This window comes from Streptomyces sp. SD31 (genome assembly GCF_052068475.1).
Classification (GTDB): Bacteria; Actinomycetota; Actinomycetes; order Streptomycetales; family Streptomycetaceae; genus Streptomyces.
Genome location: NZ_JBQHCX010000026.1, coordinates 57,639 through 70,923, shown reverse-complemented (window position 1 = coordinate 70,923; position 13,285 = coordinate 57,639). Strand labels below are relative to the sequence as shown.

The window sequence follows — 13,285 nt, the reverse complement described above, 5'->3', positions numbered from 1 at the left end:
GGGATGACCGAGAACGACAAGGCGTGGGCGGCTGGAGGCATCCTGCTCGGCGGCACGGCCGCCCTGTCCGCCTCCAGCTGGGCGGGCGCGGCCGCCGGCGCGGTCCTCACCGGCGAGGAAGTCGCCCCCGCCAGTCCACTGACCGTCTATCGCATGGTCAGCGACTGGGGTGCGGTGTGGCCGCACTCGACGACGGCCTCCGCCGTCGGCGCGGGCTTGTTCGACGTGGCCGTCATCGCGCTGGTGGTGTGGGGGCTGCGCATCACCTTCCGCTGGTTCCGAAACCCCAGCAGTCTGGCGACGCTGTACCAGGTGCGCGAGCTCACGCCCAAGCACGCGGCCCGCACCGCAACCCGGCTGCGGGCCTCTCTCAAGGGCACCAAGCCCAAGGAGGTCAGGCCCGCCGACCGGGGCGTCCTGCTCGGCGACCACCTGCCGTCCGGGGTGGAGCTGCGCGGCTCGGACGAGGACACCTACGTCGCCATCATGGCGCCCCGCGCGGGCAAGTCGACGTCGTTGTCCATCCCAGTGGCCGAGGAGGCCCCCGGCGCCCTGCTGATGACGTCGAACAAAAGTGACGTGTACGCCGCGACGCTGTCGAGCCGTTCCCGTATCGGGCATGCCTGGATTCTCGACACCCAGGGTGTGGCCCAGGCTCCGCGGGAGATGTGGTGGGACATGATCGCCCAGGCCGAGACGCTGGAGGGTGCTGAACGCCTCGCGAGTCACTTCGTCACGCAGATCAGCAGTGAGCAAGCCGATCCGTTCTGGAGCCAGGCCGCGGGCGACCTGCTGGTCGGCCTCTTCAGGGCCGCCTGGTGGGAGGGCGGCACCGTGCGTGACGTGATGCGCTGGCTGTCCGACCCCAACGAGCGGGCGCCCATGCGGGTGCTCTACGAGCACGAACCCGTGCTCGCTGAACAGGTCGACTCCTCCGTGTCCATTGCCGAGGAGACGCAGTCCGGAATCTTCCAGAACGCGCGTACGGCCGTCTCCGCGCTGCGCGACGAGCGGGTGTTGGCGTGGGTCACGCCGGACAAGAAGCGCCTGCGGTTCGACCCTGAACACTTCGCCACCAGCAAGGACACCCTCTACCTGCTGAGCAAGAAGGGCGGCCCGGCGAGTGCGGTCGTGGCCGCCGTCGCCGACGCCGTGTTCACCGCCGGCCAGGAGGCGGGCGAGCGTCACGGAGGCCGCCTGCCGGAGCCGATGCGCGCCGTGCTCGACGAGGCCGCCAACATCTGCCGCATCGCCGACTTGCCCGACCTCTACTCCCATCTCGGGTCCCGGGGGATCACCCCGTTCGTGATCCTCCAGAGCTACCGCCAGGGCGTGCGGGCCTGGGGCGAGGTCGGCATGGACTCGATGTGGAGCGCGGCCACGAAGAAGCTGATCGGCGTGGGTATCGACGATCACAAGTTCGCCAGCGACATCTCCGGCCTGATCGGCCCGCACTGGGTCGACCGCGGCTCGTACTCCAAGTCGAAGGAGGGCTACAGCTACAGCGTCGGCGAGCAGCGCGAGGAGATCATGGACCCCGCCCGGATCCGGGCCATGAAGAAGGGCACGGCGCTGCTGCTGTCCACGGGCATGCCCGTCGCGCAGATCGGCCTGCGGCCCTGGTACGCGGAGAAGAAGCTGGCGTACATCGGCCCGCAGATGGCCGCCGAGGAGAAGGCGATCACCGAGCGCGCCGTCGTGGCGTACGAGGACAGGAAGGCAGCGCGCCGTGGCCGATGACGACGGGCCGGAGCCGGACTTCGAGGTCCCGGTGGGCATGTTCCAGGACCTGGAGGACCTCAAGGCCACCGTCCAGCGCCTGGAGGCCCAGCTCAAGACGCTCACCGAGGGCGCCGACACCGAGACGGGCGAGGCCTTGGAGGAGGACGAGGGGGGCGCCGGCGGGGCTAGCGGCGAGGGCGCCGACGAGGCAGAGGACGAGTGGCAGTATCCGCCGCTCATCTTGTTGCTGGACTCGCCGGAGTACGACGACGAGTTGCGCGCCCTGATCGAATGGGTCGAGGGCGTACTCGTGCCCGGCTACCTGGGGGAGCCGTCGGCCGATCAGCGATGGTGTCACCTGTGGTTCGAACACACGCCCGCCGTGGCCCGGCTGCACGCGCTGTGGCTCGCCTGGCAGGAGCTCACCGACCCGGCCACCTGCGGCTACACCGGACCGTCGGTGTGGCATCGCGATCACCTTGACCCCTGCCTGCGGGAACTGCGCGGTCCCGGAGGCCCGTTCAAGGGCTGCACCAAGGGCGAGCACCAGATCGACCACCGGATGCCTCCCGTGGTGCCCAGCGCGTGGCGGATCGAGGCGGGCTGAGCACCTTTCGCCGGACCGGACCGGGCCGCGACCGCCAACCCGGCGGCCGCGGCCCGCTGTTCATCCGGCCAGCGGAAGCCTTCCGCCGGACACCAGAAGGCTGAAGCGGTTGGCGGCCGCCACCGTCCGCGCGACGGCCACCCGGGCGTCGGTCAGCAGCGACGACGGCTTGAGGACGCTGATCGCGCCGTACGCGGTGTCGTCCCACAGCACCGGCGCGGCGACCGCACTCCAGCCGGTCACCTCCTCGTGCCCCAGGGCGTAGCCGACCGCCCTGATCTTCTCCAGCGAGGCGAAGAATCGTTTCTCGTCCGGTGTCCCGGGCCCGGCGCCGGCGGGAACGGGCTCGGCCAGCACCGTGTCGACGAGCGGCGGGGGAAGGTGCGCGGCGATAACCCGCCCGGACGGCCCGACGCGCAGCGAGCCGCCCACGGCCACCAGTTCGCTGGCGGTCAGCCCCAGGGCCTCCAGGTCGTAGCGGCCGGGCGCGTAGTCGGTGAGCACCCGCCGGAGCGTGCCGTAGGGGGAGAACACCCACAGCAGGGCCATGGCGTCCAGGGCCTTGCTCAGGTGCTCCAGGATCGGGTGCGAGGCCTCGGTGCCTGGCGTGTGCGCCATCGCCTGCATGCCGATGGCGGCCGCGCCCGGGCCCAGCCGGTACTTTCCCCCGGGGCCCTGCACGAAGTAGCGGGTCGGAATGCCGGACTGAAGAATGCGGTACACCACGGCGGCGTTGAGTCCGGTGATCTCAGCGATTTCGCTGGGGCCGTGCGCGGGGCCTTCGAGGAGCGTGAATGCCCGCTCGACCAGCTTCACCCGCTGGGCGTGAGCGGTACCACTCACTCGGGGTGAGTCCGGGGACTTCTCTCCTGCGGTTGTGCTGCTTGCTGCGGTGACTCGGCGCGCGTGCTCGGTGCCGCTTGGTCGGGCGACTCCGGTCTCTGGCCGTGAATTGGTTGGGGCGGTCCTCTTTGGTGCGTTGTCGCTGAACATAGTTCCCTCGTTTGTGCGGGTGAGGTGCCCGGGACGGGATTCGAACCCGTGGGTGGGCCGCGTGTAGGGCGGCTGCCTCTCCGGTGGGGCCACCCGGGCTGGGTGTGTCACACGAGGTGGGCGCGGTGTGCAGCACAGGCCCGGGCCTCCCCTCGCGGGCCCGGGGCCGTGCTCCACACCGCGCCCCTCACGGTGATGCCGCCTGTCGAGGTCGAGGTTGTTGTGCACGAGCGCGGTCACGATCAGCGAGGCGCCTGCCGTCTGCGGGGAGGCGCCAGTGGACCAGGACGCCAGGTACGGCCAGGCTCGGAGCTGAAACAGCTTGATCGTGCTGTTTCGAAGCGAAAAAAAGAGGGTCAGGGGCGACCCTGACGGATGTGCGGTGTGTCACGGGTTGACTCCCGGGTGCAGTGTGGGGCTGGCAAGGGAATCCGATTGCGCCATACGGTGCACGCGTGGCCGATTCTGTCCGGATCGAGAATGCTACGTAAGGGCCAATGCTGTGTCATGTTGAATAATTAATTACCGGACGGTAGCGCTGTGATGGAGAGGTGGGGGGATGTCTGTCTCTGATCCCGAGGGTCTGCGGCGTCTCCTGGCGACGAGCCGCGCTAGGTGTGCTCCCGCCAGCTACGCCGAGCTGCCTGAGCTACGGCTGGACGCCGGACTGCCCGCGCGACCGCTGACCGGTCCCGCGGGCCGGGGCCTGTCCCAGCTGGAGGTGGATCTCCTGGCGCGTCTGCCGCAGCGGACCACTGGGCGTCTGGAGCGGGGCCTGATCGCCGCTCCCACGGATGACGTGCTGCGCGCGATAGCGGGTGTGCTGCGGTACGCGGAGACTGAATGGGAGGCGCTGTGGCTGGCGGTCTACGGTCAGCGGCCGTCCCCCAGCGCCGCCCTGCATCCCGGGGAGGCCTCCGCGGTGCCGCCCCTGTGGTACCGCATCATCGAGACGTCTCCGATGGCCGCCTACATCTCGGACCTGGCGTGGGATGTCGTCACGCGCAACGAGACCGCCGAACAGTTGTGGGGCGGGATGCCGTCCAACATCATGTTGTGGATCCTGGGGAACCGGTCCGCGCGGGAGACGGTCATGCTGGACTGGGCCGGGCACTGGGCGCCGCTGGCGGTCTCCCAGCTCCGCAATGTGCTGCGCGAGCATCCGCGTCATCGACGGCTGTGTGAGATCAGGGACACCGTGCTGGCAGACGCTGAGGTCGCGGCACTGTGGCAGCAGTACCGGGACCCGTACCTGCATCCGGACGGTGACCTGCGCCGGATGCGGCACGCCGCCACTGGGCAGCCTGTGACCTTGTACAGTGCGGCGGCCGAACCTCTCGGGGCGCCCGGCTGTCGCGTCATTCTCATGGAGACAAAGGAGACTTGATGCCTCTGTACTGCTGGCCGCCCGCCGCCATCGACGGTGAACACACCGTCAGCACGGCCGACATCGTCGACGAGTTCCGCATCAGCCATGCCGACGTTCCGTTCGCCGACCGCATCGACCGCATCTCGGCCGCCACCCAGATCGTTGAGCGGCAGTGGTTCTTACCGCTGTCCGCTGCCACCGCCACCGCGCCCGGCCACCACGCCCTGGACCTGCTCGACGCCGCCGGCGCCCGGCAGGCACTCACCGGCGCCGGGCTCGACCAGGCGGCAGCGGACCGGGCTCTCGCGGCACTGCGGACGGCACCCGCCCGGCAGACGATCGACCAGCGCACTGCCCCGGCCTGGGCGGCCGTCTGCGACTACGCCACCCGCGCCACTTTGCTCTCCCTCGAACACGCCGCCCTCAGCCCGGCCGACGTCGACGTACTGATCACCAGCAACAGCACCACCCCGTCCTTGCCTGGACTCGATGTCGAGCTGATGCGCCGGACCGGCATGCGGCCCGACGTGGTCAGCTATCCGTTCACCTCATGGGCCTGCGGCGCCACCACCCGCGCCCTGGCCCTTGCTTCCGAGATCGTCGCTGCCGACCCAGACCGCATCGTGCAGATCACGGTCTCCGAGGCGCTGAGCACCACATACCAGGTGGGGGACAGCTCGCTCAACGGACTCATCTGCCGCCTGCTGTTCTGCGACTCCGCAGGCGCCGTCACGGTCACCGGTCGGCCCCGTGACGGCGTCTGGCTGCGCCTGGACGCCTCCTACGACGCCACCCTGCCCGGCACTCACACCCACCACGAGCTCCAGACCCGCGCCGACGGCGTGCACTTCCTGATGAGTCGGGAGGGTCCCCGGGCCGTCCAGGCCAGCCTTCCCCCTGTCTGGCAGTGGCTGACCGGGCGGCACGGACCCGAGTGGGGGCCTGACCTTCTGCTCGCCCATCCCGGCAGCACCCGCATCCTGGAATACATGGCAGAGAGCCTGCCCCCCGGATGGAACCCCGACCTGCTGACCCCCACATGGGAGGCCTACGCCACCGGCAACCGGGGCGGCGTCAGCGTCCTGGACCTGATGGCACGCGTACGCCGCACCACCCCCAAAACCGGCGCACACGTCGCCCTGTACGCGGCCTCCCCCGGACTCCACATCACCGCCCTCGATGGCGAAACTCTCTAACCACACGGAAGGAACAGGCGTTGACACAGGAACGTGCGCAGGAGACCCGCCGGCGCATTCTCGCTGCGGCTGGCCACCTGTTCGCCGAGCACGGCTACGCGGGCACGTCCCTGTCCACCATCCTGGACACCGCCGAGGTCACCCGGGGCGCACTCCAGCACCACTTCCCCGCCAAGGTCGATATCGCGGACGCCCTGTATGACCACCAGCGAACCGCACTCCAGCCACCCGACGACCCGGTCCGCCTTCAGGCCCTCATCAACCTCACCCACAGCTACACCACCGCCCTACAGACCGACCCCATGCTGAGAGGGGCTGTGCGGCTGTCGACCGAGCCGGGCCCTTACATGACCGCTGCCCCTTACCAGGCCTCCATGGATGCCGTCGGCACCCTGCTCCGTGAAGCCGCGGAGCAGGGCGAGCTGCTCCCGGGAATCGACCCAGAGCGGTCCGCGCGCCACATCGTCGGCAGCTACGGCGGCATTCAGATGATGTCGCAGGTCCTGTCCGGCCGGGCCGACCTTCATGACGAGGTCACCAGCATGTGGCAGCACCTGCTGCCCGCGCTCGCACACCCAGGCCTACTCCCCAGGCTGCACATCTGATCCACCGCGGCCACCCAGGCCGCCCCGCACACCTGGCGCACCCGCCTGCCCTCGTCCGCTCGATCTCGGCCGAACGAAGCCGCACCCGCCGCAGATGACGCCACTGCCCGGAACGGCCCACCCCCGAGCATCGCCCGCGGCCCGGCATCCGGCCTCAGTGGGCCACGGGTACCGCACCCTTTCCCCCACCCTGCATGCGCCCTGCGAAATCGCTCCCCTTATTTATATCGGGCTATAGCGGGTGCTCTTGGACCTCATTGCGCGAGGCGCAATCCGGTGATTGCGTAACGCGAAAAAGTCGGAAAGGAGGGGCCGCTTTCCTGCGGCATTGCGCGACGCGAAAAGTGTTCGGATGGCTATTTATTGCGTGACGTGAAAAAAGTTGACACCCTTCGGCCCGGTTCCATTGACTGCCTTTCGGTTTCTTCCGCAAAGGCATTCGCGAGAATGCTGCAATCTCGAACGGGGAAATAGTGCGCGCACGCAGAGCAATAGGCGCCCTGACTCTGACCGTGGCCCTCGCGGGATCAGGTGTCGTCGCTACCACTGGTACGGCCCAGGCTGCCGCGAAGGGCTGCTACGTCACCGCGTCGTCGGCGAAGTTGCGGTCCAAGGCGTCCACCTCCAGCACGACGGTGGGCATCGCCTACAAGGGCAATCGGTGCTCCGAGAAGGACGTCGTCATCCGGGGCGACCACTTCTGGTACCGGGTCAAGATGACCACCGGCAATGCGAAGGGGAAGACGGGCTGGATCCGGGAGGACCTGCTCCACACCTCGGCTGACGACGTCGGCACCTGCACCCCTCCGTGCTGAGGTGAGGGCAAGGCATGGAAATACGTCGAGCCATAACCGCCCTGTCCCTGACCGCCGCTCTTGCGGGCGGGGGTCTCGTCGCCACCGCCGGTACGGCCGAGGCGGTCGGCGCTGACCGTTGCGACAAGAACACGGCCAACCACTGGCGGCACGTCAGTGATCTCGCCGGGGCGGCTCTGCGTAACGGTCCCGGAAAGGACTACAGCCGGAAGAAGGTCCTGGACTTCGGGGTCAACTTCTACGTGTACTGCCAGGCCACCAATGGGCACGGCAACGTCTGGTACTACGGGAAGGACTGGGTCGGAGATTGGGGCTGGGTCTTCTCCGACCGCACATCCAAAGGCGGGGGCTAGCTAGCCAAATCGAGCGGCTCGCCCGGTGCGGGGCACGGTACTGCTGCCACAGTGCCGCGACCCGCACCGGGGTGGGCTTCTTCCGGCCGGGCCCGACCAGGGCCCGGCCGGCGTCTTGTGAGGAGGGGGATCGAGCAATGGCCGAAGTCTGGGTGGCAACGAACCTGGCCGACGACGGCAAGAGGTACCGGCTGATCCGGGCGGACGACCTGCGGCACCTGCAACTCGTCGGTGAGGTGCGGCCGCGGCTGATGGCCCAGGTCCCCGGCGGTGTGTCCGGGTGGGTGCCCCTGGTCGACAGCCCGGAGGCGGTCCCCCGGTTCTCCGGGGTCATGGGCGGTGCCGTGATGAGGCCGCCGGTGCCGGAGCACTTCCACCTCGAACTCGCCCGCGCGCTGGATGTCGCCCGCCTCCGGGTGCGCGAGGACGGGCACTCGCTGATCGTGCGAGCCGTTGTGGAGGGCAGCAGGTGGATGTGGCGGGCGGAGAGCTACGTCGAATTGCTGGGGGAGGGGGCCGCGCTCGCGCGGGCCTCCTGACCCGTCGCCTGACCCGAGGGCCGCCGGACCTGACCCGGCGGCCCTCGTCGTGTCTCCGGCCGCCAACTTCCCTCCGTCCGGGGGCGGGTGACGGACGACACGGCCAACTCACCCCAGAAACTCACCTCTTAAGAGGTGAGTTTCTGGGTATGGTTGATCCATGACCACCGCCACCGTCGCCCTCGTCCCGGCCCCTGCTGACTCTCCGGAGGACGCCACTGCCCCGCCGGCCGCGCCCGTCGCGGAGATCGCCGCCGCCATCACCACCGCACTGATCGCCGGATGGGAAGCGATCCGCGCCCGGCACCCGGAGGTCCCCGAGGCCGTCATCACGATGGCCACGGGCGGCCGCGAGTCGACGATGAAGCTCGCCCACTTCTCCGCCAAGCGCTGGCGCCTGCGCCAGGGCGACGGTGTCCACCACGAGGTGTTCGTCACCGCCGAATCGCTCCAGGGCGGCGCGGAGGAGGTGTTCGCGACCCTGATCCACGAGGGCGCCCACGCCCTCAACCAGGCCCGGGGAGTCGACGACTGCTCGGCGAGCCAGTACCACAACAAGCGCTTCAAGGCGGCGGCCGCCGAACTGGGCCTCATCCAGAAGCCCGACGTCAGCGACTACTTCAAGAAGAAGTACGGCTTCGCGGGCACCACGATGAGCGACGAGACCAAGGAGGCGTACAAGGAGCAGATCGAGGCCCTGGACGCGGCGATCCACGCCACCCGCGTGCCCAACTTCTACGGCGTCCGCGGCGGCCGCTCCCGGACCGGCGCGAAGGTCGACGACGACCTGGACACCGAGGGCTACGAGACCGAGGACGGCGACGAGGTCGAGGAGGAGGAAGGCCCGCAGAAGCCGGAGCGGGAGGACCGCAACTACGCCAAGGGCGTCTGCCAGTGCGACCCGCCCAACGTCATCAGGGCCTCGCCGAGGACGCTGCGCCGCGGCAAGGTCATGTGCGCGGACTGCCTTGGGGTCTTCGGCCCGGCGGACGAAGACTGAGCGCTGCGGCGGCCGACAGCGGCGGGCCCCGACGATCCCCACACGGGGGGGCGTCGGGGCCCGCCGCTTTCCGCTCTACGGGGCCGGGCGCAGCCCCTCGAAGGGGTCGAAGCCCAGCTGCTCGATCACCCGCCGACGGGTGGCTTCCTTGGGCCGCCACTGCTGGCTGGCCGGGTAGAGGAGGTTCAGCCCGGCAGCCGGGGGCGCGAGCAGGTAGTCGGCCCTGGGACAGCCGGTCAGGTGCGGGCACTCCTCCAACACCCGGTTGCACAGGGCGCACAGAAGTCCCCTCACCTGGCCCGACTGGTGGTCATGGTCGACCATCGCCCCGGGGTAGAGGCCGCACAGGTGGCAGTCGGCGCCGAGCGCGTCGACCAGCGCGGCACGCAGGCGCCGGATGGATGCCGTACGGGCCGGGCGCGGCGGCCACAGGTGCAGCAGCGCGTACCGTCCCGCGAGGCAGCGTTCCGATCGGTCGACGGTGCCCGGATCGACGCCCGGGCCGGTAGCCCGTACCGGCCACTCGGCGAGGAGGGAGGCCAAGGCCGCCTCGGTGTCGTCCTGGCGGCCGCCTGTCCACTCCTGCGGCCCGTGGTCCCGCTCGATCCATGAGCAGTGCTGGCGGTGGCTCCAGGCGCCGGCGGCCGCCGCCTCCCCGCACAGCATCCGGCCCGCCCGTTCGAGGTGGAACCGTCCGTCGTCGCCGGGCACCGCGAGGGTCCGGCCCAGCGGCCCCGGCGGGGGAGTGGGCAGTCGACAGGGCCGCTTCTCGGCATCGCGGACCAGGTCCTCAACGAACGCGACCCCTTGATGGGCCCAGCGCCACAGCAGCTGTGCCCGCCGGTACGGGGGCAGTTCATCCAGGCTGACCATGGGGGGGATCCTGGCGTACGGCACTGACAGTGGGCCGGGCCGGTACGCTGCGGCAGCAGAACGGCCCCCGAGCGCCTCTATCGCACGGGGGCCGTTCGTGGTGTCTGCCGTCGTCAGTGGGCGACGAGGCGGAGCCGGGAGCGCAGCGGCGGCGGGTCGCCCGGGTCCGGCCAGTCGTCGGCCGCCAGTCCGTACGAGGGTGGAGACCAGGTCTTCGGCGCGTAGCGGCGGTAGACCTTCTCCCACGGCGCCTTGAAGTACGAGGCGAGCAGGCCACCGGTGTTGGGGATCGGCTCCGGGGCGGCCGCGTTCTGCTCGGCGACCTGGGCAGCGACCCGTTCGGCGTGCTCGACGTGCCGCTTGCAGAACCAGTGCGGGATCACCCAGCCGGTGCGGGGGTCGTGCTCCAGCACCTTGTGGTGGGAGTTGGCGCCGCAGATGCCCCGGGCGTTGCGGTAGTCGACGGGCGGGACGTATCCGGCCGGGACGTGGACCACGGGCGCGGGAGGACGGCGCAGAGGCACAACGGCGTCCTCTGCTTCCTCCCCGCTTGTGGCGGATCGGCGGGGCCGGTAGACGTACTCGCGCAGGCGCGGGGCCTGGCAGCCCGGTGCCTGCCCGGGGCTCCAGTCACCCGCCTCGCGGGGCGGCTGGTAGCGCGGGGCGTCCGCCGCGACGAGCGTGTCGAACCGCGGCAGTCCCGCCTTCTTGCCCAGCACCCGGGCGGCCGCGGTCAGCCTCCGCTCCGGCTCGGCGGGGGAGAGGAACACCGCGTACGCCACCGCGAGCAGCAGCTCCCGCGCCGGCGGGGCGGCCCGCCGGTCGTGGTAGATGCGGTGCACGACCTTCGCGTACGCCTCCGCCCGGTCCAGGCGCGGGACGTCGGTCTCTATCGGGCTCACGCGAAGACCTCCACCAGCCGCACCCGCACCGCGTCCTCGTGCAGCCGCTGACCCTTCAGGTAGTGGTTCCAGGTCCGGCTGTCGCAGCGCTGCGGGATGCCGTCGCCCGGGTCGAAGTCGACCAGGCAGTCGAGGTGCACGTCCCGCGTGAGGACGGCGGCCAGTTCGTCGGCGTCGTACATCGGCTCCAGGCCGTGGGAGACGCGCTGTCGGTCGACCCGGGCGCGGGTCGAGGCGACGCGCACCTCCAGGGCGAGCGGGGAGAGCGCGGCCCACTCCAGCAGCACGTCACCGTGGCACGGCTCGCCGGGCTCGCACGGGCAGGCCAGGTCCATGCCGCGCAGCTCCGGCAGCCGGGCGAGGATCTTCTCCCGGCGCCGGTCGCTCTCGTCGGCGGTCCAGTTGGTGCGGCTTCCGCGCAGCCACGGGCGGAACTCGGCGATCACGGTCTGCCGGGCTTCCGGCTCCTTGTAGCCGATGTCCACGAGCTGCGCGATGGTGAACGGGTTGCCGAAGTCGGAGGTACGGTCCACGATCATGCACCGCTCGGGCTTGCGCCAGCCGCGGTCTCGGCGGCGCTGGATACGGGTGCAGGTACGCACGGATGCGGTCCTTTCTCGCTGGTCAGCGGCCGGGAACGGCGTGAATGGGGATGTGAACTTCCCCGCCCCCGCAGTCGAAGTCGGACCACTGGTGCTCGGGTTCGAGCCGCCATCCGTTGTCCGTCGCAGTGCGCACGGCCTCGCGGATCGCCTCTGTCCTGCTGGGGTAGCTGTCCCCGAGCGCCACGGACGCGAGCGGCAACCCGTAGTCCGAGGTGTAGGTGTCCACCGAGGCCAGCCACCCCCCGCACTCAAGGATCAGGAGGTGCGTCGCCACCAGCCCGACGCGGGCGGCGTGTTCGAGGTAGCGGGCGTGATCGGTCTGCATCACCAGCCCCTCGTACTCGGGGAAGTACCCGCGAAGGTCTCGGCGGGCGGCCTCGTCGCCTTCCTGTGCCTTCCGCAGTACGGCGACGGCATCGGCGATCCGCTCGAGGGAAAGGACGTCGTTGGACACGGTGTCTCCTGTCGGGGTGGGGTCGACCTGGTGCACGGCGGTGAAGCCCTCCCGGAGCAGGACGTCCGGGGTGGCCTCCCGCGCGAGGTCGTGCTGCCAACGCAGCGTCTCCGGCGGTACCTGCCGGTTGACCGGTCGCAGCGCGTTGCGGGTCAGGCAGGTGTCGAGGTCAGGCAGGAAGCGCAGGGCGACCACGGGGCGGCCGCGCCGGCGGGCCCGCTCCACGAGTTCGGCACGGACGCGGGGCTCCACGTTCGTGCTGTCGAGGAAGACCGTTGCCCCGGAGCTCAGGTACTGCTCCAAGAGGGCGTTCTGCCGCTCCACGGCGGCCGGGGTGACGGACTGGTCGCCCTCGTCCCCGCCGATCTCACGGCGCAGGGAGTCGAGGCAGACCACGACGTCGACCGCCGCGGTGGCCGCGTACGTCGATTTACCCGAGGCCCCGGGGCCGACCGCGACCAGCAGTGTGCCGGGCGCCAGGTCGAGAGGCGGCACGACGGTGCCCGCGGGCTCCTCGTCGTCCTCGTCCGGCCCGGAGTCGGCGGGCAGGCCGGGGGAGAGGACCCGGTCCCGGGCAGGGTTCCAGCCGGAGCAGTGCGAGGTGTCCTGCCCGTCCCGGTCGTAGCGGACGGTCATCTCCCAGACGGGCCACGTGCCGAGAGGCCGGGGGCCGCGGTCGATGGCGAGGACCTCGTACGCGCCGGCGGGGTCGCCGTGGTCGTAGCGGCCGCCGACGATGCGGGGCCCGACCTGCATGGCGATCCACTCCTCCCAGCTCATCTCGAAGCCCTCGGAGCGGTCGCCGAGGAGCTCGGCGGGCATGTCGTTGCCGCACTCGTTGCAGTCGCTGCGGGCGCTGGTGTTGACCGTGCCGCAGGTCGCGCAGGTCCAGGACGGGCGCTGGCAGGCGTGGCAGGCGTCGTAGTGCGGCGGGTTGTCCTCGCCGCAGGCACAGCCCCAGGCGGTCCCCGCCCGCTTGGCGGCCGCGAGGTCGCTCTCGTACGTCACGAGGCCTCCTTCGCCGACCGCGTGATGAGCAGGCTGTTGGTGCGCTCCATCAGCCGGTCGTAGTAGCCGCTCAGGTCGAAGGACGCGTCCGCCCGCAGTTCCTCGGCGTCGCGGGTCCAGTCGGCGAAGGCGGCGACCTCGAACGCGGCGCGGACGGCGTCGTCCTGGGAGGGGAAGGCGGCCAGCGCGAGGCCCGAGTGGTGCCCCAGCCGCCACGGGTGCGTGACGTCGTCGCCCGGGCCGC

The 13,285-nt window shown here is 70.6% G+C and carries 14 protein-coding genes and 1 tRNA gene; 9 read left to right on the top strand and 6 right to left on the bottom strand.

The window, feature by feature from the left end; genetic code table 11:
- The first annotated feature begins 3 nt into the window (after positions 1 to 3).
- Both ACTMVF_RS39955 and ACTMVF_RS39950 read left to right on the top strand, forming a co-directional pair.
- Entirely contained in the window at positions 4 to 1,740 is a 1,737-nt protein-coding gene (locus ACTMVF_RS39955) for a type IV secretory system conjugative DNA transfer family protein (protein WP_441276006.1), read from the top strand.
- Entirely contained in the window at positions 1,730 to 2,329 is a 600-nt protein-coding gene (locus ACTMVF_RS39950) for a DUF4913 domain-containing protein (RefSeq protein ID WP_441276005.1), read from the top strand. The genes ACTMVF_RS39955 and ACTMVF_RS39950 overlap by 11 nt, the downstream gene beginning before the upstream one ends.
- A 60-nt stretch (positions 2,330 to 2,389) precedes the next feature.
- Here ACTMVF_RS39950 and ACTMVF_RS39945 read toward each other — a convergent pair whose 3' ends face one another.
- On the bottom strand, positions 2,390 to 3,172 hold the full coding sequence (locus ACTMVF_RS39945) for an IclR family transcriptional regulator (protein ID WP_441276004.1): 783 nt from the start codon (positions 3,170 to 3,172) through the stop codon (positions 2,390 to 2,392).
- Between the two features lie 175 nt (positions 3,173 to 3,347).
- Positions 3,348 to 3,421, bottom strand: a tRNA-Val gene (locus ACTMVF_RS39940).
- 460 nt (positions 3,422 to 3,881) lie between these two features.
- On the opposite strand from ACTMVF_RS39940, the gene ACTMVF_RS39935 reads away from it, so the two are divergent.
- The 7 genes from ACTMVF_RS39935 (at position 3,882) to ACTMVF_RS39905 (ending at position 9,199) form a co-directional block, all read left to right on the top strand.
- Positions 3,882 to 4,709: an MmyB family transcriptional regulator gene (locus tag ACTMVF_RS39935; protein ID WP_441276003.1), complete on the top strand. Its 828-nt coding sequence runs from the start codon at positions 3,882 to 3,884 to the stop codon at positions 4,707 to 4,709.
- Positions 4,709 to 5,887: a type III polyketide synthase gene (locus ACTMVF_RS39930; RefSeq protein ID WP_441276002.1), complete on the top strand. Its 1,179-nt coding sequence runs from the start codon at positions 4,709 to 4,711 to the stop codon at positions 5,885 to 5,887. Before ACTMVF_RS39935 ends, ACTMVF_RS39930 begins: the two co-directional genes overlap by 1 nt.
- A gap of 20 nt (positions 5,888 to 5,907) precedes the next feature.
- Entirely contained in the window at positions 5,908 to 6,492 is a 585-nt protein-coding gene (locus ACTMVF_RS39925; RefSeq protein ID WP_441276001.1) for a ScbR family autoregulator-binding transcription factor, read from the top strand.
- Between the two features lie 512 nt (positions 6,493 to 7,004).
- Entirely contained in the window at positions 7,005 to 7,307 is a 303-nt protein-coding gene (locus ACTMVF_RS39920) for an SH3 domain-containing protein (RefSeq protein WP_441276000.1), read from the top strand.
- Positions 7,308 to 7,321: 14 nt separating this feature from the next.
- Complete coding sequence (locus tag ACTMVF_RS39915; RefSeq protein ID WP_441275999.1) at positions 7,322 to 7,660, top strand: hypothetical protein; 339 nt, start codon at positions 7,322 to 7,324, stop codon at positions 7,658 to 7,660.
- Between the two features lie 137 nt (positions 7,661 to 7,797).
- Positions 7,798 to 8,199, top strand: a complete 402-nt coding sequence (locus ACTMVF_RS39910) for a hypothetical protein (protein WP_441275998.1) — start codon at positions 7,798 to 7,800, stop codon at positions 8,197 to 8,199.
- 160 nt (positions 8,200 to 8,359) lie between these two features.
- On the top strand, positions 8,360 to 9,199 hold the full coding sequence (locus tag ACTMVF_RS39905) for a hypothetical protein (RefSeq protein WP_441275997.1): 840 nt from the start codon (positions 8,360 to 8,362) through the stop codon (positions 9,197 to 9,199).
- Between the two features lie 75 nt (positions 9,200 to 9,274).
- Here ACTMVF_RS39905 and ACTMVF_RS39900 read toward each other — a convergent pair whose 3' ends face one another.
- From ACTMVF_RS39900 to ACTMVF_RS39885, 4 genes are all read right to left on the bottom strand, one after another.
- The gene (locus tag ACTMVF_RS39900; RefSeq protein ID WP_441275996.1) at positions 9,275 to 10,072 is read right to left on the bottom strand and encodes an endonuclease domain-containing protein; all 798 of its coding nucleotides are present in this window, start codon (positions 10,070 to 10,072) and stop codon (positions 9,275 to 9,277) included.
- A gap of 113 nt (positions 10,073 to 10,185) precedes the next feature.
- Positions 10,186 to 10,974: a hypothetical protein gene (locus ACTMVF_RS39895; protein ID WP_441275995.1), complete on the bottom strand. Its 789-nt coding sequence runs from the start codon at positions 10,972 to 10,974 to the stop codon at positions 10,186 to 10,188.
- Positions 10,971 to 11,576, bottom strand: a complete 606-nt coding sequence (locus ACTMVF_RS39890) for a DUF4326 domain-containing protein (protein WP_441275994.1) — start codon at positions 11,574 to 11,576, stop codon at positions 10,971 to 10,973. Before ACTMVF_RS39890 ends, ACTMVF_RS39895 begins: the two co-directional genes overlap by 4 nt.
- Positions 11,577 to 11,598: 22 nt before the next feature.
- The gene (locus tag ACTMVF_RS39885) at positions 11,599 to 13,041 is read right to left on the bottom strand and encodes an AAA family ATPase (RefSeq protein ID WP_441275993.1); all 1,443 of its coding nucleotides are present in this window, start codon (positions 13,039 to 13,041) and stop codon (positions 11,599 to 11,601) included.
- Positions 13,042 to 13,285 lie beyond the last annotated feature (244 nt).